We start from the raw sequence: 24,237 nt of genomic DNA, 5'->3' as shown, positions 1-24,237 counted from the left end.
CCGCCCGCCGCAGACCGCACGGACCACACCGCACGGACCACAAGGAGCACCCCTTGAACATCGACCCCACCGAGCCCTGGGGCGTGGCCATCGACTACGCGGGCCGCGCCGCCGTCACCGAGGACGGCCACACCGTCGACGTACGCGTCTACGACAACAGCCTGGGCCACGCCCTCCAGCGCGACCCGGTCACCGGGCAGTACCCGGCCGTGTACGTCACCGCCGAGGTCACCGAGAAGGGCACCGGCGACGCCGTCCTGCGCGGCTCCGGCCTGATCATCGTCGACGCGCGGGACGGCGCCCCGGTCGTCCCCGACCCGACCTCCGTCCAGCGGGCCGTCACGGCCGCGCTCGCCGACTTCGAGACCCGCCGGGCCGACTGCGCCGCACTGTGCGCGGCCTGGGCCCCGCCGACCCCGGAACCCGAGCCGACCCCGACCCCGGAGCCCGAACCCGCCCCGTAGCACCCGGCCCACCAGGCCACGCCCCACCCGCACGCCCGCCCTCCGCGCGGGCTTTTTTCATGTCCGGAGGACACCAGATGGCCACTCCCCTCCCCGCGGACCGGCTCCTCGCCGCGCTCCGCGCCGAAGGCGTCACCGTCGTCGAGCACCCCGGCTGGCGCACCCACAACCGCAACCACACCGGCGCCTGGGGCCCGGTCAGCGGTGTGATGATCCACCACACCGTCTCCAGCGGCACCGCCTCCTCCGTCGAGATGTGCTTCAACGGCTACGCCGGCCTGCCCGGCCCGCTCTGCCACGGCGTCATCGCCAAGGACGGCACCGTCCACCTCGTCGCCAACGGCCGCGCCAACCACGCCGGCGGCGGCGACCCGTCCGTCCTCCGGGCCGTGGTCAGCGAGACGTACGGCGACCGGCCGCCCGCCCCGCGCGAACACCAGGGCAGCGGGGGCGCCGTCGACGGCAACTCCCGCTTCTACGGCTTCGAGTGCGTCAACCTCGGCAACGGCAGCGACCCCTGGCCGGCCGCCCAGCTCGACGCCATCGAACGCGTCTCGGCCGCCCTGTGCCGGGCCCACGGCTGGGGCGCCAAGTCCGTCATCGGCCACCTGGAGTGGTCCGACTGGAAGTCCGACCCCAAGGGCTTCGGCATGCCGACCCTGCGCCAGCGCGTCCAGACCCGCCTCATGAAGGCCCCCGCCAAGAACACCCCCGGCAGCGGAAAGCCCGCCGCCCCCCGCCTCCAGCCGTTCCCGGGCGCCTCGTTCTTCCGCAAGGAGACGAGCTCCCCGGTCATCACGGCCATGGGCCGCCGACTCGTCGCCGAGGGCTGCTCCGCGTACACCGTCGGCCCCGGCCCCCGCTGGAGCGAGGCCGACCGGCTCAGCTACGCGAAGTGGCAGCACAAGCTCGGCTTCCGCGGCTCCGACGCCGACGGCCTCCCCGGCGCCGCGTCCTGGAGCGCGCTGAAGGTCCCGTACACGACATAACCCACCACCACAGGAGTCCCCCGATGTCCGATGCCGCCAAGCGCACGGCCCGTACCGTCCTCCAGTCCGCCGTCGGCATCGCCGTCGTGCTCCCCGCGATCGTCGACGCCGCCGGCCTCCCCGAGACCCTCCCCTGGGTCGCCGGGGCACTGGCCGTCTCCGCCGGCCTCACCCGGGTGATGGCCCTCGACCTGGTGCAGGACCTGCTCCCGTCCTGGCTGCGCACCACCCGCACCCCGGCCGAGGGCGGCGCCGATGACCGAGTCTGACCCGAACGACCCCGTCGCCGTCGCCCTCGAACTCGAACGGCTCCGCGGCACCCTGGAAGCCGGCTTCGCCCGGGTCGACGGAGCCCTCGCGCTGCTCGTGCAGCGCAGCGACCAGACCGACCGGCAGCTCGCCGACCACGAGGCCCGCCTCGACGACCTGGAACGCGCCCGCTGGCCCCTGGCCAGCATCGCCGCCCTCGCCGCGAGCGCCGGTGTGCTCGTCGCCGTCTGGGAGGTGGCGGCCCGCTAGCCGGACACGCCGAAGGGCGGCCACCCCGTGATCGGGGTGACCGCCCTTCGGTCTAAGCGACTCGCTTACTGGTTGTACGGACCGTAGTCGTAGTCCTCCAGCGGAACGGCCTGGCCGGAGCCCGAACCGAACGGCGAGTAGTCGATGTCGTCGTAGCCGACGGCCGAGTACATCGCGGCCTTGGCCTCCTCGGTCGGCTCGACCCGGATGTTGCGGTAGCGGGACAGACCCGTACCGGCCGGGATGAGCTTACCGATGATGACGTTCTCCTTGAGGCCGATGAGGCTGTCGGACTTGGCGTTGATCGCCGCATCCGTCAGAACTCGGGTCGTCTCCTGGAAGGACGCCGCCGACAGCCACGACTCGGTGGCGAGCGAGGCCTTGGTGATACCCATCAGCTGCGGACGGCCGGAGGCGGGGTGACCGCCCTCGGTGACCACACGACGGTTCTCGGTCTCGAACTTCGAGCGCTCGACGAGCTCGCCCGGCAGCAGCTCCGCGTCGCCGGACTCGATGATCGTCACACGGCGCAGCATCTGCCGGATGATGATCTCGATGTGCTTGTCGTGGATCGACACGCCCTGCGAGTTGTAGACCTTCTGGACCTCGGCGACCAGGTGGACCTGGACCGCACGCTGACCGAGGATGCGCAGCACGTCGTGCGGGTTGGTGGCACCCACGGTGAGCTTCTGGCCCACCTCGACGTGGTCGCCCTCGCCCACGAGCAGACGGGCACGCTTCGAGATCGGGAACGCCGTCTCGTCGGTGCCGTCGTCCGGGGTGACGACGATCTTCTTGGTCTTCTCGGTCTCCTCGATGCGGACGCGGCCGGCCGCCTCCGAGATCGGGGCGACACCCTTGGGCTGACGCGCCTCGAAGAGCTCGACGACACGCGGCAGACCCTGGGTGATGTCGTCACCGGCCACACCACCGGTGTGGAAGGTACGCATCGTCAGCTGGGTACCGGGCTCACCGATGGACTGGGCGGCGATGATGCCGACCGCCTCACCGATGTCGACCAGCTTGCCGGTGGCGAGCGAACGGCCGTAGCAGAACGCACAGGTACCGACGGCGGACTCACAGGTCAGGACCGAGCGGGTCTTGACCTCCTCGACACCGGCGCCCACGAGGGCGTCGATGAGCACGTCACCCAGGTCGACGTTGGCCGGCGCGATGACCTTGCCGTCGACGACGACGTCCTCGGCGAGCATCCGCGCGTACACGGAGGTCTCGACGTCGTCCGTCTTGCGCAGCACACCGTCGGCGCCGCGCTCGGCGATCCGCAGCTTCAGACCGCGCTCGGTGCCACAGTCCTCCTCGCGGATGATCACGTCCTGCGAGACGTCCACCAGACGACGGGTCAGGTAACCCGAGTCGGCGGTACGCAGGGCGGTGTCAGCCAGACCCTTACGGGCACCGTGCGTGGAGATGAAGTACTCCAGAACGGTGAGGCCCTCACGGAAGGACGCCTTGATGGGACGCGGGATCGTCTCGTTCTTGGCGTTCGACACCAGACCACGCATACCCGCGATCTGACGCATCTGCATCATGTTTCCTCGGGCACCCGAGTCGACCATCATGAAGATGGGGTTCGTCTTCGGGAAGTTCGCGTTCATCGCCTCGGCGACCTCGTTGGTCGCCTTGGTCCAGATCGCGATGAGCTCCTGAGTGCGCTCTTCCTTCGTGATGAGACCGCGCTCGTACTGCTTCTGGACCTTCTCGTCCTGCTCCTCGTAGCCCTTGACGATGGCCTTCTTGGCCTCGGGCACGACGACGTCGGAGATGGCCACGGTGACGCCGGAACGGGTCGCCCAGTAGAAGCCCGCCGCCTTCAGGTTGTCGAGCGTCGCCGCCACGATGACCTTGGGGTAGCGCTCGGCGAGGTCGTTGACGATCTCGGAGAGCTGCTTCTTGCCGACGGAGTAGTCGACGAAGGGGTAGTCCTCGGGCAGCAGCTCGTTGAAGAGCGCGCGGCCCAGCGACGTCCGCAGGCGGAACGAGTCACCCTGCTGCCACTCCGGCTCGCCCTCCTCGGTGACCGGGGGAACCCAGCCACGGGGAGCGACGGTGCCGACGGGGAAGCGGATGTCGATCTGCGACTGCAGCGCGAGCTCGCCGGCGTCGAACGCCATGATCGCCTCGGCCGTGGAGCCGAACGCGCGGCCCTCGCCCTTGGTGTCACGGAGCTCACCGTCGGTGGTCAGGAAGAACAGACCGAGGACCATGTCCTGGGTCGGCATCGTGACCGGACGGCCGTCGGCGGGCTTCAGGATGTTGTTCGAGGACAGCATCAGGATGCGGGCCTCGGCCTGCGCCTCCGCGGAGAGCGGCAGGTGCACGGCCATCTGGTCACCGTCGAAGTCCGCGTTGAACGCGGTGCAGACGAGCGGGTGGATCTGGATGGCCTTGCCCTCGACCAGCTGCGGCTCGAAGGCCTGGATGCCGAGGCGGTGCAGCGTGGGCGCACGGTTCAGCAGAACCGGGTGCTCGGCGATGACCTCTTCGAGGACGTCGTACACGACCGTGCGGCCGCGCTCGACCATCCGCTTGGCGCTCTTGATGTTCTGCGCGTGGTTCAGGTCGACCAGGCGCTTCATCACGAACGGCTTGAAGAGCTCCAGCGCCATGGCCTTCGGCAGGCCGCACTGGTGCAGCTTCAGCTGCGGACCGACGACGATGACGGAACGCGCGGAGTAGTCCACACGCTTGCCGAGCAGGTTCTGACGGAAACGACCCTGCTTACCCTTCAGCATGTCGCTGAGGGACTTCAGCGGACGGTTGCCGGGGCCCGTGACCGGGCGACCACGGCGGCCGTTGTCGAAGAGGGCGTCGACCGCCTCCTGGAGCATCCGCTTCTCGTTGTTCACGATGATCTCGGGGGCACCGAGGTCGAGCAGACGCTTCAGACGGTTGTTGCGGTTGATCACACGGCGGTACAGGTCGTTCAGGTCGGAGGTCGCGAAGCGGCCACCGTCCAGCTGCACCATCGGACGCAGGTCCGGCGGGATGACCGGCACGCAGTCGAGAACCATGCCCTTGGGGCTGTTCGCGGTCTGCAGGAACGCGGAGACGACCTTGAGGCGCTTGAGCGCACGGGTCTTCTTCTGGCCCTTGCCGGTGCGGATGATCTCGCGGAGGCGCTCGGCCTCCTCCTCCAGGTCGAAGGACTCCAGGCGCTTCTGCAGCGCCGCGGCACCCATCGAACCGTCGAAGTACGTGCCGAAGCGGTCACGCAGCTCGCGGTAGAGGAGCTCGTCGCCCTCCAGGTCCTGGACCTTGAGGTTCTTGAAGCGCGACCAGACCTCGTCCAGACGGTCGATCTCGCGCTGCGCGCGGTCGCGCAGCTGCTTCATCTCGCGCTCGGCACCCTCGCGCACCTTGCGGCGCACGTCGGCCTTGGCGCCCTCGGCCTCCAGCTCGCCGAGGTCGTTCTCGAGCTTCTTGGCGCGGGCCTCCAGGTCGGAGTCGCGACGGTTCTCGATCTGCTGGCGCTCGACGGAGACGTGCGCCTCCAGCGAGGGCAGGTCACGCGTACGACGCTCGTCGTCGACGTACGTGATCATGTACGCCGCGAAGTAGATGACCTTCTCCAGGTCCTTCGGGGCGAGGTCGAGCAGGTAGCCGAGGCGCGACGGAACGCCCTTGAAGTACCAGATGTGGGTGACGGGAGCGGCGAGCTCGATGTGGCCCATCCGCTCACGGCGCACCTTCGCGCGGGTGACCTCGACGCCACACCGCTCACAGATGATGCCCTTGAAGCGGACACGCTTGTACTTGCCGCAGTAGCACTCCCAGTCCCGGGTCGGACCGAAGATCTTCTCGCAGAAGAGTCCGTCCTTCTCGGGCTTGAGCGTGCGGTAGTTGATGGTCTCCGGCTTCTTGACCTCGCCGTGGCTCCACTGACGGATGTCGTCAGCGGTGGCCAGACCGATCCGGAGCTCGTCGAAGAAGTTGACGTCGAGCACTATGCGTCAATCCCTCTCAGGGTTGTAAGGCTTGGGGTCTGATACGGGGGTCCTGGGGCCGGCCGGGGACTCAGCGGTGAAACGCCGAGCCCCCGACCGAACTCCCGTCAGACCTCTTCGACGCTGCTCGGCTCGCGCCGGGACAGGTCGATGCCGAGCTCCTCCGCTGCGCGGAAGACGTCCTCGTCGGTGTCGCGCATCTCGATGGACATGCCGTCCGAGGACAGCACCTCCACGTTGAGGCACAGGGACTGCATCTCCTTGATGAGCACCTTGAAGGACTCGGGGATGCCGGGCTCAGGGATGTTCTCGCCCTTGACGATGGCCTCGTAGACCTTCACGCGGCCGGTCACGTCGTCGGACTTGATCGTCAGCAGCTCCTGGAGGGCGTAAGCGGCGCCGTACGCCTCCAGCGCCCACACCTCCATCTCACCGAAGCGCTGGCCACCGAACTGGGCCTTACCACCCAGCGGCTGCTGGGTGATCATCGAGTACGGGCCGGTCGAACGCGCGTGGAGCTTGTCGTCGACCAGGTGGTGCAGCTTGAGGATGTACATGTACCCGACGGAGATCGGGTCCGGGAACGGCTCGCCGGAGCGGCCGTCGAACAGCCTCGCCTTACCGGTCGGGAGCACCATGCGCTCGCCGTCGCGGTTCGGGATGGTGTGGTTGAGCAGACCCGCGAGCTCGTCCTCACGCGCACCGTCGAAGACCGGGGTGGCGACGTTGGTGCCGGGGGCGACCTTGTCGGCGCCGATCGCCTGGAGGCGCTGCGCCCACTCGTCCGCGAGGCCGGAGACGTCCCAGCCGCGGCTGGCGAGCCAGCCGAGGTGGATCTCCAGGACCTGTCCCGGGTTCATTCGGGACGGGACACCCAGCGGGTTGAGGATGATGTCGACCGGGGTGCCGTCCTCGAGGAACGGCATGTCCTCGATCGGCAGGATCTTCGAGATGACGCCCTTGTTGCCGTGACGGCCGGCGAGCTTGTCACCGTCGGTGATCTTGCGCTTCTGGGCGACGTAGACGCGGACCAGCTGGTTCACGCCCGGGGGAAGCTCGTCGCCCTCCTCGCGGTCGAAGACGCGGACGCCGATGATCTTGCCGATCTCGCCGTGCGGCACCTTCAGCGAGGTGTCACGGACCTCACGGGCCTTCTCACCGAAGATCGCGCGGAGCAGGCGCTCCTCCGGGGTCAGCTCGGTCTCGCCCTTGGGCGTGACCTTGCCGACCAGGATGTCGCCGGCGACGACCTCGGCACCGATCCGGATGATGCCGCGCTCGTCGAGGTCGGCGAGGACCTCCTCGGAGACGTTCGGGATGTCCCGGGTGATCTCCTCCGGACCGAGCTTGGTGTCACGGGCGTCGACCTCGTGCTCCTCGATGTGGATCGAGGAGAGGACGTCGTCCTGCACGAGGCGCTGCGACAGGATGATCGCGTCCTCGTAGTTGTGACCCTCCCACGGCATGAACGCCACGAGCAGGTTCTTGCCGAGCGCCATCTCGCCGTCTTCGGTGGCGGGACCGTCGGCGAGGACCTGGCCCTCGATCACGCGGTCGCCCTCGTCGACGACGACCTTCTGGTTGACCGAGGTGCCCTGGTTCGAGCGGGAGAACTTGTGCAGGCGGTACGTGATGTACGTGCCGTCGTCGTTGGCGACCGTGATGTAGTCGGCCGACAGCTCCTGGACGACGCCGTCCTTCTCGGCCTTGAGCACGTCGCCGGCGTCGGTGGCGCAGCGGTACTCCATGCCGGTGCCGACGAGCGGGGCCTCCGACTTAATCAGCGGCACCGCCTGACGCATCATGTTCGCGCCCATGAGGGCACGGTTGGCGTCGTCGTGCTCGAGGAACGGGATCATGGCGGTCGCGACCGACACCATCTGGCGCGGCGAGACGTCCATGTAGTCCACGTCCGACGGCTCGACGTAGTCGACCTCGCCGCCACGCTTGCGGACCAGGACGCGGTTCTCGGAGAAGCGGAGCTCCTCGTCGAGCGCGGCGTTGGCCTGGGCGATGACGAAGCGGTCCTCCTCGTCGGCGGTGACGTAGTCGACCTCGTCGGTGACCTGGCCGTCGACGACCTTGCGGTACGGCGTCTCGATGAAGCCGAACGCGTTGACGCGGCCGTACGAGGCGAGCGAACCGATCAGACCGATGTTCGGGCCTTCCGGGGTCTCGATCGGGCACATGCGTCCGTAGTGGGACGGGTGCACGTCTCGGACCTCGAAGCCGGCCCGCTCACGGGAGAGACCACCAGGGCCCAGCGCCGAGAGACGACGCTTGTGCGTCAGACCCGACAGCGGGTTGTTCTGGTCCATGAACTGGGACAGCTGGCTGGTGCCGAAGAACTCCTTGATGGAGGCGACGACCGGCCGGATGTTGATCAGGGTCTGCGGCGTGATCGCCTCGACGTCCTGGGTGGTCATGCGCTCGCGCACGACGCGCTCCATACGAGCCAGACCCGTGCGGACCTGGTTCTGGATGAGCTCGCCGACGTTGCGCAGACGACGGTTGCCGAAGTGGTCGATGTCGTCGGTCTCGACGACGATCTCGTTGCCGTTCTCGCCGATCGTCTCGGTCTCGCCCGCGTGGAGCTTGACCAGGTACTTGATCGTGGCGATGACGTCGTCGGTGGTGAGCACGCCGGCGTCCAGCGGCTCGTCCGCGCCGAGCTTCTTGTTCACCTTGTAGCGGCCGACCTTCGCGAGGTCGTAGCGCTTCGGGTTGAAGTAGAGGTTCTCGAGCAGCGTCTGAGCGGCCTCACGGGTCGGCGGCTCGCCCGGACGCAGCTTGCGGTAGATGTCGAGCAGCGCGTCGTCCTGGCCCTGGGTGTGGTCCTTCTCCAGGGTGGCGCGCATGGACTCGTACTCGCCGAACTCCTGGAGGATCTGCTCGGTGGTCCAGCCGAGAGCCTTGAGGAGGACGGTGACGGACTGCTTGCGCTTGCGGTCGATGCGGACACCGACCAGGTCGCGCTTGTCGATCTCCATCTCCAGCCAGGCACCCCGGGACGGGATGATCTTGGCGGAGAAGATGTCCTTGTCGGACGTCTTGTCGATGGAGGAGTCGAAGTAGACACCGGGCGAACGGACCAGCTGCGACACCACGACACGCTCGGTGCCGTTGATGACGAAGGTGCCCTTGTTCGTCATGAGCGGGAAGTCGCCCATGAAGACCGTCTGGGACTTGATCTCGCCGGTCTCGTTGTTGGTGAACTCGGCGGTGACGAAGAGCGGGGCGCCGTACGTGAAGTCACGGTCCTTGCACTCGTCGATCGAGTTCTTCGGCGGCTCGAAGCGGTGGTCGCGGAAGGTCAGCGACATCGACCCGGAGAAGTCCTCGATCGGCGAGATCTCCTCGAAGATCTCTTCCAGGCCGGACTTCGTGGGGACGTCCTGTCCCGACTCAAGGGCAGCCTCGACGCGAGCCTTCCAGGCGGCGTTGCCGAGCAGCCAGTCAAAGCTCTCGGTCTGCAGCGCGAGGAGGTTCGGAACCTCGAGGGGCTCCTTGATCTTTGCAAAGGAGATGCGCAGCGGGGCGGTGCTTGCGCCGTTGTTCGTATTGGTCGAGGCGTTGCGCGAGGCGGCCAAGAGGGGGTCCTTCCGAGGGCTCGGACTCACTACGCGCGTACCGGTCCCCTGCATCGCTTCACGGCAGACTTTTCCTGATATGGCCAAAAAGCCAGGTCAGACGGGGTCGGTCCGAGTAGCGGATGCGAAGGTATGCCCCTGGTGACGGGCAGGGGGCAGCTAACAGGCAGCGCAAAGGGTCAGTGTAGCCACTTGGCTCACTGATGTCCAGGGCGAGTTCTTCGCGACCCTCGTTGCTCTCAACTCCGCGGTACCTCGCGCCGTGTGGCGCACCTCGATACTGCCCGTTCAGCCGTCGATCCATGCCTCGGAAACGGATCGTTGTGACGACGCGTCCTGAGAATTGCGCGCTGCGTGCGGTTCGTCAAGGCCCCCCGGTCTGCGGGGCGCACGGCGAAGATCACCATACTCCGCTTCCGGCGGCCCTCCGGCCCCCCGCCACGCCCTTCCCGGGGAACGCCGAAAGGCGACCACCCAGAAGGGTGATCGCCTTTCGATGCCTCCGCGTTACACGGGGGCAGGAGTCAGCTCAGCGAGCCGAAACGGTCTTACTTGACCGTGACGGAGGCGCCGGCGGCCTTGAGGGACTCGGCAGCCTTCTCGGCGGCCTCCTTCGCGACCTTCTCGAGGACCGGCTTCGGGGTGCCGTCGACGAGGTCCTTGGCCTCCTTGAGGCCCAGGGAGGTGAGCTCACGCACGACCTTGATGACCTGGATCTTCTTGTCGCCGGCACCCTCGAGGATGACGTCGAACTCGTCCTGCTCCTCGGCCTGGGCGCCAGCGTCGCCACCACCCACGGCGGGGCCGGCAACGGCGACGGCCGCGGCGGCGGTGACGTCGAACTTCTCCTCGAAGGCCTTCACGAACTCGGAGAGCTCGATGAGGGTCATCTCCTCGAACTGGGCGAGGAGGTCGTCCTGAGAGAGCTTCGCCATGATGGGCGATCCTTCCACTAATTCGGCAGGTGCCGATGTGTCTTGAGAGGCGGGCGTAACGGCCCGCTACGACCCACGCACTAGGCGGCGTGGATCAACGCGCGAGCCGAATTACTCGGCACCGCCCTGCTCGGCGAGCTTGACGCGAAGCGCCTCCGCGGTGCGGACGAACTTCGACGGCAGCGCCTGGAAGAGCGAGGCAGCCTGGGACTGCTTGCCCTTGAACGCGCCGGCCAGCTTGCTGAGCAGAACCTCGCGGGACTCGAGGTCCGCGAGCTTCTTGAACTCGTCGGCGGACAGCGCCTTGCCGTCAAGGACACCGCCCTTGATGACGAGGTTCGGGTTGTCCTTGGCGAAGTCACGCAGAGCCTTCGCCGACTCCACCGGGTCACCGGTGACGAAGGCGGCCGCGGTCGAACCAGCAAGCTGGTCGTCCAGCGCGGAGATGCCGGCCTGGTTGGCCGCAATCTTGGTCAGCGTGTTCTTCACCACGGCGTACTGGGCGTTCTCACCGAGCGAACGACGCAGCGTCTTGAGCTGCGCCACGGTGAGCCCCGTGTACGAGGTCAGCACGACGGCGTTCGAGCTGCGGAACTTGTCCTCAAGCTCGGCTACCGCGGCAGCCTTGTCGGGCCTTGCCATAGAGCGTCGGCCTCCTTCCGGGTGATGAGGACCGCTCAGAAGGGGCGCTGCCACAACAAAAACGCCCCGGGCGCAGGCGCTCGGGGCTCAGCTCAACCGCATCACGAAGATCCGGGAACTCATCCACAATCACCTGCGCGGGTCGTTCGCGTCTCAGCGAATCCTTCGGCCACCGCGCCTTGAGGGCACAGTGACGACCAGCGGTCTTTGGCTTCCTCGGAAGAGTACGTGACGGCCTGGCCCCGGAGCAAATCAGCCCCGGACGAGACGTTTCAGGAGGTCCGGGAAGGCGATGGTGTCCTCGGCGGGCGGGGTCCGGAAGGCGGCCTTGGCGCCGAAGTCGGAGTACGTCGTGCTGACCGAGGTCTTGGCTCCGCCCCCGGGGGTGTCCGTGTGGACGGCCGTCTTCAGCGGGTACCCGTCCGCACCGATCCAGACCTGCATGAGCTTGCCGCCGGAGAGTTCTCCCTCGTAACCCTGGGCGCCCTCGACGTAGCCGCGCGTCCCGGGGCCGATGTGCCTGACCGCCGGCGACGCGGCGAGGAGGCCGAGTTCCTTGGGCAGGTCCATGTTCACCGCGGCCAGGCCGCCGGTCAGCTGGAGCGACAGTTCGTCCCCGCCGGCGGTCGCGGCCTCCACCTTCAGCCAGCGCTTGCCGCCCGTCTGCGCGGACAGCCCCGTCCCCAGGTCCACGTAGGTGGCCCCGCCCACCGAACGCACCTGCGTCTCGACGGGAGCGCCGGGGATCTCCGCCAGGTACGACGAGTCGTAGACCTTCAGATCGGCGGCCGAGGGCCCCCACGCCTGGACACCGGCGAACGTACTGCCGCCGGGCGCCCGGTCGTCGGCCACGAGGAGCCGCATCTCGACCTTGGCGCTCTTCGCGGCCGCGGCCTTGGTGTACGCGGCCCGGACGGCCTGCGCGGCCTCCTCCGGGCTCTGGGTGCGCTGCGCGCTCGGCTGCGCCGTCGCGGACGCCCCGGGCGCCTTCGTACCGCCGTCGCCGTCCTGACACCCGGCGACACCCGCCACGACGGCCAGCGCCACCGCGGCGTGCCTCCATCGGAAGCCGTTCCTCACTCGTCCCCACCCCTTGATCGTTCTCGTACAAGAAGCCGGCCCCGCACCTCCGGAGAGGTGCGGGGCCGGCTGACCACTTCAGCGAGCCGTTGGGGCTCAGACCGCGGCCGGGTCCTCCTCGACGAGGAGGTTACGGGTGCGGTTGGAGTCCAGCGGGATGCCGGGGCCCATCGTCGTCGTGAGGGTCGCCTTCTTGATGTAGCGGCCCTTCGCGGCGGACGGCTTCAGACGGAGGATCTCCTCCAGGGCCGCGGCGTAGTTCTCCACCAGCTTGGTCTCGTCGAAGGAGACCTTGCCGATGATGAAGTGCAGGTTCGAGTGCTTGTCGACGCGGAACTCGATCTTGCCGCCCTTGATGTCGTTGACAGCCTTCGCGACATCGGGGGTGACGGTGCCGACCTTGGGGTTCGGCATGAGACCACGCGGGCCGAGGACGCGGCCGAGGCGGCCGACCTTGCCCATGAGGTCCGGGGTGGCCACAACGGCGTCGAACTCGTTCAGGCGGTTGCCCTTGGAGATCTCGTCGATGAGCTCGTCGGAGCCGACGATGTCGGCGCCCGCGGCGATCGCGGCCTCGGCACGGTCACCGGTCGCGAAGACCAGGACCCGGGCGGTCTTACCGGTGCCGTGCGGAAGGTTCACGGTGCCACGGACCATCTGGTCGGCCTTGCGCGGGTCGACACCCAGGCGGAAGGCGACCTCGACGGTGCCGTCGAACTTCGTGGTGGCGGTGTCCTTGGCGAGACGGACGGCCTCGAGGGGAGCGTAGTTCCGCTCGCGGTCGACCTTGGCGTCCGCGCCGCGGAGAGCCTTGCTGCGCTTCACTTCTTCTCCTGTTGGTTCAGGTATGGAGTCGTGGTCCGGGCCAGCGCTGGCCCTACCACTAGGTCACGAGGGGGGTGATCAGCCCTCGACCGTGATGCCCATGGAGCGGGCGGTGCCAGCGATGATCTTGGACGCGGCGTCCAGGTCGTTGGCGTTGAGGTCGGGGAGCTTGACCGTGGCGATCTCGCGGACCTGGGCGGCCGTGAGCTTGGCGACCTTGGTCTTGTGCGGCTCGCCGGAGCCCTTGTCCACACCAGCGGCCTTGAGGATCAGCTTGGCGGCCGGCGGAGTCTTGGTGATGAAGGTGAAGGTGCGGTCCTCGTAGACCGTGATCTCCACCGGCACGACCATGCCACGCTGCGACTCGGTCGCGGCGTTGTAGGCCTTGCAGAACTCCATGATGTTGACGCCGTGCTGACCCAGCGCGGGGCCGACCGGCGGGGCCGGGTTGGCCGCACCGGCGTTGATCTGGAGCTTGATAAGCCCCGTGACCTTCTTCTTCTTGGGAGGCATTGCTCTCTCCGGGTCCTAGTGAGAGTGTTCAGCCCGCCATCCGGTCATCCGGATGGAGGCATACCGCACAACGATAACGGGTATAGACGCGCGGCTAAAAACCGAGCAGGTCAGAGCGGCTGTGACAGCCACTCTGACCTGGTCGGAAACCTGTGAGATCAGTTCTTCTGGATCTGGTCGAAGCTGAGCTCGACCGGGGTCTCGCGACCGAAGATCTCGACGAGGCCCTTGACCTTCTTCGAGTCGGGGTTGATCTCGTTGATGGTCGCCTGGAGGGTGGCGAAGGGGCCGTCGGTGACGGTGACCGAGTCGCCGACCTCGAAGTCGAGGACCTGGACCTCCAGCTTGCGGGCCGGAGCCGGCTTGCCCTCGGCCTCGGCGGCCTCGCGGGCGGCCTTCTCCTCGGCCTCCGGGGCGAGCATCTTGACGATCTCGTCCAGGGTCAGCGGGTACGGGTCGTAGGCGTTGCCCACGAAGCCGGTGACGCCGGGGGTGTTGCGGACGACGCCCCAGGACTCGTTCGTCAGGTCCATGCGGACGAGGACGTAGCCGGGAAGCTTGTTCTGCTTGACGTTCTTCCGCTCGCCGCCCTTGATCTGGACGATCTCTTCCTCGGGGACCTCGGCCTGGTAGATGAAGTCCTCGACGTTGAGCGAGACGGCACGCTGCTCGAGGTTGGCCTTCACGCGCTTCTCGTAGCCCGCGTAGGTGTGGATGACGTACCACTCGCCGGGCAGGGTGCGCAGCTCCTCGCGGAGCGCGGCGACCGGGTCGACCGGGGCGGCCGGCTCGGCCTCCTCGTCGGTCTCTTCCTCGGCGGCCTCGTCGACCTCGGCGGACTCGTCCTCGTCGCCCTCGACGGCGTCGGCGTCGACGTCCTCGTCGGACTCCAGCTCGTCCTCGTCCTCGTCCTCGACGTGGAGGGCGGCTTCCTCGGCGGCCTCGCCGGCAGCGTCGTCAGCAGCGTCTGCCTGGTCCTCGTCGGCGGCCTCGACGATGTCCAGCTCGTCCTCGACGGACTCGGACTCGAAGGCGTCGTTCAGGTTCGCGTCAGACACGGTGGCTGCTTCTTCCTGCGATACAGATGGGGTGGAACAAAAAGTCAGCCGAAGACGTACTTGACTGCTTCCTGGAAGCCATAGTCAATCACGGTGACAAGGCCGATCATGATGACGACGAAGACAATCACCACGGTGGTGTACGTCGAGAGCTGGCTGCGCGTGGGCCAGACGACCTTGCGGAGCTCCGCGACGATCTGGCGGTAGAAGAGCGCGAGACGGCCCAGGGGGCCCTTCTTTCCGCGCTTCCCGCCCTTGCGGGACTTCTTCTTCGACTCGGCGGCCTCGTCATCGGCATCAGGCATGTCGATGGAGCCTACGGCGTCCGTCACGATCTCTCACCTGATTCCGGGTCGGCCGTGCCGCGCCCGGGTGGAGCCGCACGGCGGTGCAATGAAGTACGTACATGCGCACAACACCTGGCGGTGTGTGTAGCAGGGCCGGAGGGACTTGAACCCCCAACCGCCGGTTTTGGAGACCGGTGCTCTACCAATTGAGCTACGACCCTTTGTTGGTGCCCCTCAACGTACCGCATCGTGAGATGTGGTCGGTGCGGGCCAACGAGGAGTGAGCATACGTGGTCAGAGGCCCCCGCGTCGAACAGAAACCACGAGCCACCTGCCGTCGGACGCGCGTACGACCGGGAATGACCGTTCCTGTCCGGTCCGTGAAACCTGTGTGCCGGGCCTTGAAGGACTCTGGGACGATGGGCCGTATGAGCGCTGCTACCCCTCCCACCGAGCGTCGGGTCTCCGCCCGGATCGGTGCGATCTCCGAGTCCGCCACCCTCGCCGTCGACGCCAAGGCCAAGGCCCTCAAGGCCGCCGGGCGCCCGGTGATCGGTTTCGGCGCGGGTGAGCCCGACTTCCCGACCCCGGACTACATCGTCGACGCGGCCGTCGAGGCCTGCAAGAACCCGAAGTACCACCGCTACACGCCGGCCGGCGGTCTGCCGGAGCTGAAGGCCGCGATCGCCGCCAAGACGCTGCGCGACTCCGGCTACGAGGTCGACGCCTCCCAGGTCCTGGTGACCAACGGCGGCAAGCAGGCGATCTACGAGGCGTTCGCCGCGATCCTCGACCCGGGCGACGAGGTCATCGTCCCGGCGCCGTACTGGACGACGTACCCCGAGTCGATCCGCCTCGCCGGCGGCGTCCCGGTGGAGGTCGTGGCCGACGAGACCACCGGCTACCGGGTCTCGGTGGAGCAGCTGGAGGCGGCCCGTACGGAGAAGACCAAGGTCGTCCTCTTCGTGTCGCCGTCGAACCCGACCGGCGCGGTCTACAGCGAGGCCGAGACCGAGGCGATCGGCCGCTGGGCCGTCGAGCACGGTCTGTGGGTCCTCACGGACGAGATCTACGAGCACCTGGTCTACGGCGGGGCCTCCGCCGCCTCCCTGCCGGCCGTCCTGCCGGAGCTGCGCGAGAAGTGCATCGTCGTCAACGGCGTCGCCAAGACGTACGCGATGACGGGCTGGCGGGTGGGCTGGATCATCGGCCCGAAGGACGTCGTGAAGGCCGCGACGAACCTGCAGTCGCACGCCACGTCCAACGTGAGCAACGTCGCGCAGATCGCCGCCCTCGCCGCCGTCTCGGGCAACCTCGACGCCGTCGCGGAGATGGGGCGCGCCTTCGACCGCCGCCGCCAGACGATCGTGCGGATGCTGAACGAGATCGAGGGCGTCGTCTGCCCGACGCCGGAGGGCGCGTTCTACGTGTACCCCTCGGTGAAGGCGCTGCTCGGCAAGGAGATCCGCGGCAAGCGCCCGCAGACCTCGGTCGAGCTGGCCGCCCTGATCCTGGACGAGGCCGAGGTCGCGGTCGTCCCGGGCGAGGCCTTCGGCACGCCGGGCTACCTGCGCCTGTCGTACGCGCTGGGCGACGAGGACCTGGTGGAGGGCGTCAGCCGGATGCAGAAGCTCCTCGCCGAGGCCACCGACTGACCTGACCACCCAGCAACGTTACTAGGTGGTGCGGGCCCCCGGTTCTGCGGAACCGGGGGCCCGTTTTTGCGTTCTAGCAAGGACCCGATCGGGGAAACGGGGTGTGTTCGTCCATTCGGGTGCGGCAGGATCACCAGATGGAGCACGTCTACCGCGATCTCAGCACCCTCCCCAAGGCCCATCTGCACCTGCACTTCACCGGTTCGATGCGGCCCACCACCCTCATCGAGCTGGCCGACAAGTACGGGGTGCACCTCCCCGAGGCCCTGAGCAGCGGTACGCCCCCGAAGCTGCGGGCGACCGACGAGCGCGGCTGGTTCCGCTTCCAGCGGCTGTACGACATCGCCCGCTCCTGCCTGCGCTCCCCCGAGGACATCCAGCGACTCGTGCGCGAAGCGGCCCAGGAGGACGTCCGGGACGGCTCGGGGTGGCTGGAGATCCAGGTCGACCCCACCTCGTACGCCCCGCACCTCGGCGGGCTCATCCCGGCCCTCGAGGTCATCCTCGACGCGGTCGGGGCGGCCTCGCGGGAGACCGGGCTCGGGATGCGGGTGCTGGTCGCGGCGAACCGGATGAAGCACCCCCTGGAGGCGCGGACGCTGGCGCGGCTCGCGGTGCGGTTCGCGGACCGGGGCGTGGTCGGTTTCGGGCTCTCCAACGACGAGCGGCGGGGCATGGCGCGGGACTTCGACCGGGCCTTCGCGATCGCGCGGGACGGCGGTCTCCTCGCGGCCCCGCACGGCGGCGAGCTGACCGGTCCCGCGTCCGTACGGGACTGCCTGGACGACCTGCGGGCCTCCCGGATCGGCCACGGGGTGCGCTCGGCGGAGGACCCGCGGCTGCTCCGGAAGCTCGCCGAGCGCGGGGTGACCTGCGAGGTCTGCCCGGCGTCCAACGTGGCGCTCGGGGTGTACGAGAAGCACGAGGACGTGCCGCTGCGGACGCTCTTCGAGGCGGGGGTGCCGATGGCGCTGGGCGCGGACGACCCGCTGCTCTTCGGCTCGCGGCTCGCGGCGCAGTACGAGATCGCCCGCAGGCACCACGGGTTCACGGACGCGGAGCTCGCGGAGCTGGCCCGGCAGTCGGTGCGGGGGTCGGCGGCGCCGGAGGGCGTCCGGGCGAAGCTGCTCGCCGGGATCGACGACTGGCTCGCTAGCTGATCCCCGCCATCAGCGTGCGGACGAGGGCGCGCGCGAAGTCGTCGAGGGAGTCCGGCGGCCGGCGGTCCGGGCTCATCTCCCAGGCGAAGGAGCGCTGGACGCAGGCCCCCAGGAGCAGCTCCGCGGCGGCCACCGGATCGGCGTCGGCGGCGATGCGGCCGTGCCGCTGCTCGGCGCGCAGATAGCCGGCGAGGCCCTCGATGGGCTTGTGGGGCCCTCGGCCGTAGGTGCGCATCACCTCCTCGTGGCGCTGCTTGAGCTGCGGTTCGGCGTAGAGGGAGGCGGCGATCGGGAAGGTCTGCTCGTAGAAGAGGGCGGCCTGCCGGGCTACCTCGACGAGGTTCTCCTCGACGCTGCGGCCGCGGGGGTCGACGGCGAGGGTTTCGAGAAGCGAACCGAGCTGGGGAAGCCGCTCGTTGAGGACGGCGAGGAAGAGCTCCTCCTTGCCGGTGAAGTACTTGTAGAGCGCGGCTTCCGAGCAGCCGGCGGCCTTGGCGATCTCCTTGGTCGTGGTGCGGGCGAGCCCCAGGGTCAGCATGAGGTCGCGGGCGGCGTCGACGATCCGTACCCGGGTCGGCTTCTTTTCCAAGGCATCCTCCAGCCGCTTGACGCGTGAGTGAGTATGCACCCACCCTGGGGGTGAGTGAACACTTACCCACCCGGGGAGGGTGCGACATGAAGCTCACAGTCTTCGGCGCGACCGGCGGCATCGGCCGGGAGATCGTCGGCCAGGCCCTGGCCTCGGGCCACGACGTGACCGCGATGGTACGCGACCCCGCGCGCCTCACGGCCTCCGGCGAACGGCTCACGGTCCTGCGCGCCGACCTCTCCGACCCGGAGTCCCTCCGCGGGGCGCTCAAGGGCCGGGACGCGGTGCTCTCCGGCCTCGGCGCCCGGACCCGCGCCGACGCGGGCGTGGCGGCCCGGCTGACCCGCTCGGTGCTCACCGCCATGGAGGCGGAGAAGGTGCGCCGGCTGCTCGTGGTCAGCGCGGCCCCGCTCGGCCCGGTCCCGGACGGTCAGGGCGTCCTGGACAAGGCCGTGCTCGCGATCATCAACAACGTCCTGAAGGACGTCTACGACGACCTGCGGGTCATGGAGTCGGATCTCGCCGCGAGCGCCGCCGACTGGACCGCCGTCCGCCCGCCCAAGCTCACGAACAAGCAGCGCACCGGCCGCTACCGCACGGTCGTCGGCGGCACCCCGTCCCGGGGCCGCTCACTGGCCCGCGCGGACGTCGCCCACGCGATGCTGGCGATGATCGACGACCCGGCGACGGTCAAGCAGGGCGTCGGGGTCGCGTACTAGAAGGGCTCCGCCCCGGCTCAGAGGGCGACGCCGACGGTGACGGGCTCGTTCACCAGGGTGATCCCGAAGGCCTCGTGGACCCCGGCGACGACCTCACGGGCCAGCGCCAGGAGGTCCTCGGTGGTCGCCTCGCCGCGGTTGGTCAGGGCGAGCGTGTGCTTGGTGGAGATCCGCGCGGGCCCGGAGCCGTACCCCTTGGTGAAGCCGGCCTTGTCGATCAGCCAGGCGGCGGAGGTCTTCACGGCGCCGTCCCGGCCCGCGGGGTACGCCGGGGGCGTGACGTCCGCGCCGAGCCGCTCGGCCACGCGCGTGAGGAAGGTCTCGTACTCGCCCGCCGTGAGGATCGGGTTGGTGAAGAACGAGCCGGCGGACCAGGTGTCGTGGTCCGCCGGGTCCAGGACCATGCCCTTCCCCGCGCGCAGCGCGAGGACGGTCTCGCGGGCCCGGGCGAGCGGCACCCGCTCGCCCGCCTCGACGCCCAGGGCGCGGGCGGTCTCGGCGTACTTGATCGGCGCGGAGAGCCCGTCGGCGTCCTCGAGCTCGAAGCGGACGCGCAGCACCACGTACCGCTCGGGGTGCTCCTTGAAGAGGCTGTGGCGGTACGAGAAGGCGCACTCGGCGTTGGTGAGGGTGACGGTCTCGCCCGAGCGGCGGTCGTAGGCGACGACCTCGGTCACGGTGGCGGAGACGTCCTGGCCGTACGCGCCGACGTTCTGGATCGGGGTCGCGCCCGCCGAGCCGGGGATGCCGGCCAGGCACTCGATCCCGGCGAGCCCGGCCTCGACGGTCCGGGCGACGGCGTCGGTCCAGACCTCGCCGGCGGCGAGTTCGAGCCGGTTCCCGTCGAGGACGAAGCCCTCGGTCGCGATCCGCAGCGCGGTGCCGTCGAAGCCCTTGTCCCCGATGACCAGGTTGGACCCGCCTCCGATGATCAGCAGCGGCGTCCCCGCGGCATCGGCCTCGCGGACGGCCGCGATCACCTCGTCGTCCGTGACGGCGGTGACGAGCCGCTCGGCGGGCCCGCCGAGCCGGAAGGTGGTCAGGGGCGCGAGGGGGGCGTCGAGAAGAAGCTGCACGCGCTCAAGAGTACGGGCCGCCCGGGCGGAGGCGGGGTGACGGGCACGACGGGGGCACGGTCGGGGTCAGTCGGCGGGCGCACGGCCGGGGGCACTCGGCGGGCTGCCGTCTGGGGGTCATGGCCGGGCGGGAGGCCAACGGGCGACGCGGCCTCGGGCGGGCCGGCCTCGGGCGGGCCGGCCTCGGGCGGGCCGGCCTCGGGCGGGCCGGCCTCGGGCCGCCCGGCCTCGGGCGGGCCGACCCCCGGCGCGGGCGGCCCGGCCTCGGGCGGACTCGGTCCGCGGCAGGCCGGCCCCGGCGGCGGCTCGGCATATCCACTCGGCCGCCCCCGGACGGCCCGCCCCGGCCGGGCTCGGTCCCAAGCGCCCCGCCCCCGCCCGGCGGCCCCCCGCAGCCCCCCGCCCCGCCGAAACGGCGCCGTCCCCCTCCGGGTGGGCCGGGAGGGGACGGGCGGCGGGTTGGGCGTCACGCGGTGATCAGGTCCTGTTCCGGCGCCTCGGCGCGGGCCTCCGCCTTCCAGCGGGCCTCCTGGCGACGGGACGGGGCGAAGAGCACCGCCACCGCGCCGAGCGCCACCGCGCCGGAGCCGACCCAGAGCGCGGGGACCAGGCCGTCGACGAAGGCCTGGCCGGACTCGTACCCGCCCTGCGCGGCGAAGATCGAGGCCATCACGGCGACGCCGAGCGCTCCGCCGACCTCGCGCAGCGCGTTGTTGGCGCCGGACGCGATGCCCTGCTCGGACGGGCGGACGCTGGACATCACGAGGTTGGCCGCCGGCGCGAAGTACAGCGCCATGCCGATGCCGCTCACGACGAGGGCGGGGAGCTGGACGGCGTACGAGGCGTCGGGGGTCAGGACGAGCGCGAACCAGGCGAGGCCGAGCGCCTGGAGGGCGAGGCCCACGGCGACGACGGGGCGGCCGCCGATCCGGTCGGAGAGGGCGCCGGCGATCGGCGCGACGATCATCGGCATGCCGGTCCAGGGCAGCATCCGCAGCCCCGCCTCGGTGGGCGAGTAGCCGAGGACGCCCTGCATGTACTGGCTGAGCAGGAAGATCGAGCCGAACATGCCGAGGAACATCAGCAGGCTGGCCGCGTTGATACCGGAGAAGGCCCGGTCGCGGAAGAGCCGCATGGGCAGCATCGGCGCCTTGCTCCGGATGCCGTGCCGGACGAACCCGCCCACGAGCGCGGCGCCGGCGATCAGTCCGGTGAGGACGGTCGCGGACGTCCAGCCGTCGATCGGGCCGCGGATCAGCCCGTACACGATGCCGAACAGTCCGGCGCTGGCGAGGAGCGTGCCGACGATGTCGAGGCGGGCCCCGGCGCCGTGCGACTCGGCCAGCCGCAGCCGGGCGAGCGGCAGCAGGACGAGGCCGAGCGGAACGTTCAGCCAGAAGATCCACTGCCAGGACATGTGCTCGGTGAGGGTGCCGCCGATGAGCGGTCCCGAGGCGACGGCGAGGCCGTTGACGGCGCCCCATATGCCGAACGCCATGCCCCGCTTGGCGGCCGGGACGGCCGCGGTGAGCAGGGTGAGGGTGAGCGGCATCATGATCGCGGCGCCGACGCCCTGGACGGCCCGCGCGGCGATCAGCGCGTCGATGCCGGGGGCGAGCGCGGCGCCGGCGGAGGCGCCGGTGAAGACGGCGAGTCCGATGGCGAAGAGCCGTCGGCGGCCGAAGCGGTCGCCGAGGGCCGCGCCGAACATGAGCAGGACGGCGAAGGTGAGGGTGTAGGCGCTCACCGTCCATTCGAGGTCGTGCAGCGCTCCGCCGAGGTCCTCGCGGATGGAGGGCAGGGCGGTGGTGACGACGAGGTTGTCGAGGGCCGCCATGAAGCCGGCGACGCTGGTGATGACGAGGGCCCAGGCGGCGGAACCGCGGCGGGCTGCTGGCTGACTCATTACTGCCCCTCAGATCTCCGGTTAGTTATTGATTACTAACTTCTGCGCCCACGAAAAGGCCGGGAACGTGCGAAGACGATGTGCGAAGACGATGTGCGAGGACGGGCGGCGGCGCGCTACTTCTCCAGGCGCCCGAGGCGGCGGGCACCGGGATAGAAGCCTTCCCAGACCCGGTGCTCGGGCGGAAATCCCATGGCGACGAGGGTGTTGATCAGCATCCCGTACGCCAGGAAGGTCGTGGTCTCCTCGGTGTCCGCGCCGAGCGCGAGGTGGACGGTCTCCCAGAGCCCCATCCAGCCGGCCCGCACGGCCTCACCGAACTCGTGGTCGCCGGCCGCCTCGGCGGCGGCGACGGTGACGTACACCTGCATCTGCATCAGGAGCCGGGCGGGATCCTCGGCGATGATCCGGGTGTACGCGTTGGCCATGGCATGCAGGGCCTCCTCGCCGGTCAGCCCCTCCGCGGCCTCCTCGAAGACGCGGACGGTGTCGCTGATGCAGCGCTCGGAGGCGGCCAGGAAGATGGCCTTCTTCCCGGGGAAGAGCCGGAAGAGGTACGGCTGCGAGACGCCGACGCGCTTGGCGATCGCCTCGGTGGACGTGCCGTAGTAGCCGCCGCGGCTGAACTCGCTCATCGCCGCGCGGATGACGCTCTCGCGCCGCTCCTCCGCACTCATCCTGACCATGTGACTAAGTTAGTACTCAATCACTAACTTGGTCAACCGGAGACGCGAGCACCCACCCGCACAGGCCCCGACCGGCGCGGCCGCCCCTCCGCGCAAGCCCCGACCGGCGCGGCCGCATCCCGCGGCCGCCCCGGTCGACGCACGCTCGCGACTACGCGAGCCGGACCACGGCCCGGGACATGCCCAGGACCTTCTGCCCGGCGGACATCGCGGTGAGGTCCACCCGCACCTGCTGGTCGTCCAGCTTGGCGGCGACCTTGGCGCTGACCTCGATCAGCGCACCGGTGTCGTCGTTGGGGACGACGACCGGCTTGGTGAAGCGGACGCCGTACTCGACGACGGCGGCGGGGTCGCCGGCCCAGTCGGTCACGACGCGGATCGCCTCGGCCATGGTGAACATGCCGTGGGCGATGACGTCGGGCAGCCCGACCTCCACCGCGAACTTCTCGTTCCAGTGGATCGGGTTGAAGTCCCCGGAGGCGCCGGCGTACCGGACGAGCGTGGCGCGCGTCACGGGGAAGCTCTGCGCGGGCAGCTCGGTGCCGACCTCGACCTCGTCGTAGGCGATCTTCGCGGTCATGGTCAGGCCCCCTCGGGTGCGCGGGAGACGAGCTTGGTCCAGGCGGTCACGACGTGCTCGCCGGAGGCGTCGTGGACCTCTCCGCGGATGTCCAGGATGTCGTTGCCGGCCAGGGACTTGATCGCCTCGATGGTCGAGGTGACCGAGAGCCGGTCGCCGGCGCGCACGGGCCGGGTGTAGGCGAACTTCTGGTCGCCGTGGACGACCCGGCTGTAGTCGAGGCCCAGCTGGGGGTCCTCGATGACCGCGCCGGCCGCCTTGAACGTGATGGCGAACACGAAGGTGGGCGGGGCGATCACATCGGGGTGTCCGAGCGCCTTGGCCGCCTCGGTGTCGGTGTACGCGGCATTGGCGTCCCCGATCGCCTCGGCGAACTCGCGGATCTTCTCGCGGCCGACCTCGTAGGGCGGGGTGGGCGGATAGGTCCGGCCCACGAAGGACTGGTCGAGCGCCATGGACTCGATACCTCCTGGATTGTTGCCGACAAACGACACGAGGCCGCCCCCGAGTGGGGACGGCCTCGTGTACGAGCCTGATTAACGCGTCTCGCGGTGCGCGGTGTGCGAGTTGCAGCGAGGGCAGTGCTTCTTCATCTCAAGACGGTCCGGGTTGTTACGCCGGTTCTTCTTGGTGATGTAGTTCCGCTCCTTGCACTCCACGCAGGCCAGCGTGATCTTCGGGCGGACGTCGGTGGCAGCCACGTGAGTGCTCCTTGGACGGACGGATGGACGGATGAACGCATAAAAGAGTAGCCGATCGAAGGACCGACCCCACAATCGGCTACCGTGTGTAGCGGTGACCGGACTTGAACCGGTGACACAGCGATTATGAGCCGCTTGCTCTACCGACTGAGCTACACCGCTTTGATGATCCGGATCCCGCCCGAAGGCGGGTCCTTCTCACCAGAGCCCCAATACGGAATCGAACCGTAGACCTTCTCCTTACCATGGAGACGCTCTACCGACTGAGCTATTGGGGCGAGCGAGGAAGACATTACAC

At 69.3% G+C, this 24,237-nt stretch carries 22 protein-coding genes, 3 tRNA genes and 1 pseudogene; 7 read left to right on the top strand and 19 right to left on the bottom strand.

Annotation, left to right across the window (positions count from 1 at the left end):
• Window positions 1–53: 53 nt before the first annotated feature.
• From DEJ43_RS21790 to DEJ43_RS21775, 4 genes are all read left to right on the top strand, one after another.
• Window positions 54–464: a hypothetical protein gene (locus DEJ43_RS21790; protein WP_015035546.1), complete on the top strand. Its 411-nt coding sequence runs from the start codon at window positions 54–56 to the stop codon at window positions 462–464.
• Window positions 465–541: 77 nt separating this feature from the next.
• The gene (locus tag DEJ43_RS21785) at window positions 542–1,453 is read left to right on the top strand and encodes a peptidoglycan-binding protein (protein ID WP_015035545.1); all 912 of its coding nucleotides are present in this window, start codon (window positions 542–544) and stop codon (window positions 1,451–1,453) included.
• Window positions 1,454–1,476: 23 nt separating this feature from the next.
• A complete protein-coding gene (locus DEJ43_RS21780; RefSeq protein WP_015035544.1) occupies window positions 1,477–1,722 on the top strand; it encodes a hypothetical protein in 246 nt (81 codons plus the stop codon).
• Window positions 1,709–1,972, top strand: a complete 264-nt coding sequence (locus tag DEJ43_RS21775) for a hypothetical protein (RefSeq protein ID WP_015035543.1) — start codon at window positions 1,709–1,711, stop codon at window positions 1,970–1,972. The genes DEJ43_RS21780 and DEJ43_RS21775 overlap by 14 nt, the downstream gene beginning before the upstream one ends.
• Window positions 1,973–2,037: 65 nt before the next feature.
• Here DEJ43_RS21775 and DEJ43_RS21770 read toward each other — a convergent pair whose 3' ends face one another.
• The 10 genes from DEJ43_RS21770 to DEJ43_RS21720 form a co-directional block, all read right to left on the bottom strand.
• Window positions 2,038–5,937, bottom strand: coding sequence for a DNA-directed RNA polymerase subunit beta' (locus DEJ43_RS21770; protein ID WP_015035542.1), 3,900 nt, complete (start codon window positions 5,935–5,937; stop codon window positions 2,038–2,040).
• Between the two features lie 107 nt (window positions 5,938–6,044).
• Window positions 6,045–9,527: a DNA-directed RNA polymerase subunit beta gene (rpoB, locus tag DEJ43_RS21765; RefSeq protein ID WP_041662771.1), complete on the bottom strand. Its 3,483-nt coding sequence runs from the start codon at window positions 9,525–9,527 to the stop codon at window positions 6,045–6,047.
• Window positions 9,528–10,075: 548 nt separating this feature from the next.
• Complete coding sequence (gene rplL / locus DEJ43_RS21755; RefSeq protein WP_015035540.1) at window positions 10,076–10,462, bottom strand: 50S ribosomal protein L7/L12; 387 nt, start codon at window positions 10,460–10,462, stop codon at window positions 10,076–10,078.
• 111 nt (window positions 10,463–10,573) lie between these two features.
• Window positions 10,574–11,104, bottom strand: a complete 531-nt coding sequence (rplJ, locus tag DEJ43_RS21750) for a 50S ribosomal protein L10 (RefSeq protein WP_015035539.1) — start codon at window positions 11,102–11,104, stop codon at window positions 10,574–10,576.
• A gap of 252 nt (window positions 11,105–11,356) precedes the next feature.
• On the bottom strand, window positions 11,357–12,151 hold the full coding sequence (locus tag DEJ43_RS21745; RefSeq protein ID WP_041662770.1) for an SCO4651 family lipoprotein: 795 nt from the start codon (window positions 12,149–12,151) through the stop codon (window positions 11,357–11,359).
• Between the two features lie 129 nt (window positions 12,152–12,280).
• On the bottom strand, window positions 12,281–13,009 hold the full coding sequence (gene rplA, locus DEJ43_RS21740; protein WP_015035537.1) for a 50S ribosomal protein L1: 729 nt from the start codon (window positions 13,007–13,009) through the stop codon (window positions 12,281–12,283).
• Between the two features lie 78 nt (window positions 13,010–13,087).
• Window positions 13,088–13,522 (bottom strand): 50S ribosomal protein L11, encoded by a 435-nt coding sequence (gene rplK, locus DEJ43_RS21735; RefSeq protein ID WP_015035536.1) that lies wholly within the window; start codon window positions 13,520–13,522, stop codon window positions 13,088–13,090.
• 158 nt (window positions 13,523–13,680) lie between these two features.
• Window positions 13,681–14,580: a transcription termination/antitermination protein NusG gene (gene nusG / locus DEJ43_RS21730; RefSeq protein WP_015035535.1), complete on the bottom strand. Its 900-nt coding sequence runs from the start codon at window positions 14,578–14,580 to the stop codon at window positions 13,681–13,683.
• A gap of 44 nt (window positions 14,581–14,624) precedes the next feature.
• Window positions 14,625–14,912 (bottom strand): preprotein translocase subunit SecE, encoded by a 288-nt coding sequence (gene secE, locus DEJ43_RS21725; protein ID WP_015035534.1) that lies wholly within the window; start codon window positions 14,910–14,912, stop codon window positions 14,625–14,627.
• Between the two features lie 103 nt (window positions 14,913–15,015).
• Window positions 15,016–15,088 (bottom strand) — tRNA-Trp (locus DEJ43_RS21720).
• Between the two features lie 207 nt (window positions 15,089–15,295).
• Between DEJ43_RS21720 and DEJ43_RS21715 the strand changes: the two genes are divergently transcribed.
• Window positions 15,296–16,522, top strand: coding sequence for a pyridoxal phosphate-dependent aminotransferase (locus tag DEJ43_RS21715; RefSeq protein WP_041662769.1), 1,227 nt, complete (start codon window positions 15,296–15,298; stop codon window positions 16,520–16,522).
• A 137-nt stretch (window positions 16,523–16,659) separates the two neighbouring features.
• Window positions 16,660–17,682, top strand: coding sequence for an adenosine deaminase (locus DEJ43_RS21710; RefSeq protein ID WP_015035532.1), 1,023 nt, complete (start codon window positions 16,660–16,662; stop codon window positions 17,680–17,682).
• On the opposite strand, the gene DEJ43_RS21705 is transcribed toward DEJ43_RS21710, so the two are convergent.
• A complete protein-coding gene (locus DEJ43_RS21705) occupies window positions 17,675–18,271 on the bottom strand; it encodes a TetR/AcrR family transcriptional regulator (RefSeq protein WP_041662767.1) in 597 nt (198 codons plus the stop codon). The genes DEJ43_RS21710 and DEJ43_RS21705 overlap by 8 nt on opposite strands.
• Before the next feature lie 86 nt (window positions 18,272–18,357).
• Between DEJ43_RS21705 and DEJ43_RS21700 the strand changes: the two genes are divergently transcribed.
• Window positions 18,358–18,990, top strand: a complete 633-nt coding sequence (locus DEJ43_RS21700; RefSeq protein WP_015035530.1) for an NAD(P)-dependent oxidoreductase — start codon at window positions 18,358–18,360, stop codon at window positions 18,988–18,990.
• A 17-nt stretch (window positions 18,991–19,007) separates the two neighbouring features.
• Here the strand turns inward: DEJ43_RS21700 and DEJ43_RS21695 are convergent.
• The 8 genes and pseudogenes from DEJ43_RS21695 to DEJ43_RS21660 all read right to left on the bottom strand — a co-directional run.
• Window positions 19,008–20,084 (bottom strand): annotated as a pseudogene (locus DEJ43_RS21695) (UDP-N-acetylmuramate dehydrogenase); the annotation flags it as partial.
• Between the two features lie 448 nt (window positions 20,085–20,532).
• Window positions 20,533–21,972, bottom strand: coding sequence for an MFS transporter (locus DEJ43_RS21690; protein WP_015035528.1), 1,440 nt, complete (start codon window positions 21,970–21,972; stop codon window positions 20,533–20,535).
• Between the two features lie 116 nt (window positions 21,973–22,088).
• Window positions 22,089–22,658, bottom strand: a complete 570-nt coding sequence (locus DEJ43_RS21685; RefSeq protein WP_015035527.1) for a TetR/AcrR family transcriptional regulator — start codon at window positions 22,656–22,658, stop codon at window positions 22,089–22,091.
• A 151-nt stretch (window positions 22,659–22,809) separates the two neighbouring features.
• Window positions 22,810–23,238, bottom strand: a complete 429-nt coding sequence (locus DEJ43_RS21680) for a MaoC family dehydratase (protein WP_015035526.1) — start codon at window positions 23,236–23,238, stop codon at window positions 22,810–22,812.
• Between the two features lie 2 nt (window positions 23,239–23,240).
• On the bottom strand, window positions 23,241–23,693 hold the full coding sequence (locus DEJ43_RS21675) for a MaoC family dehydratase N-terminal domain-containing protein (RefSeq protein WP_015035525.1): 453 nt from the start codon (window positions 23,691–23,693) through the stop codon (window positions 23,241–23,243).
• An 81-nt stretch (window positions 23,694–23,774) separates the two neighbouring features.
• Window positions 23,775–23,939 (bottom strand): 50S ribosomal protein L33, encoded by a 165-nt coding sequence (gene rpmG / locus DEJ43_RS21670; RefSeq protein ID WP_003956487.1) that lies wholly within the window; start codon window positions 23,937–23,939, stop codon window positions 23,775–23,777.
• Window positions 23,940–24,028: 89 nt separating this feature from the next.
• Window positions 24,029–24,101: transfer RNA gene (locus DEJ43_RS21665), tRNA-Met, on the bottom strand.
• A 43-nt stretch (window positions 24,102–24,144) separates the two neighbouring features.
• Window positions 24,145–24,217 (bottom strand) — tRNA-Thr (locus DEJ43_RS21660).
• Window positions 24,218–24,237 lie beyond the last annotated feature (20 nt).

The organism is Streptomyces venezuelae ATCC 10712 (assembly GCF_008639165.1).
Lineage (GTDB): Bacteria > Actinomycetota > Actinomycetes > Streptomycetales > Streptomycetaceae > Streptomyces > Streptomyces venezuelae.
Note: the sequence above shows the minus strand (reverse complement) of the source record. Positions and strands in the feature narration are given on the sequence as shown.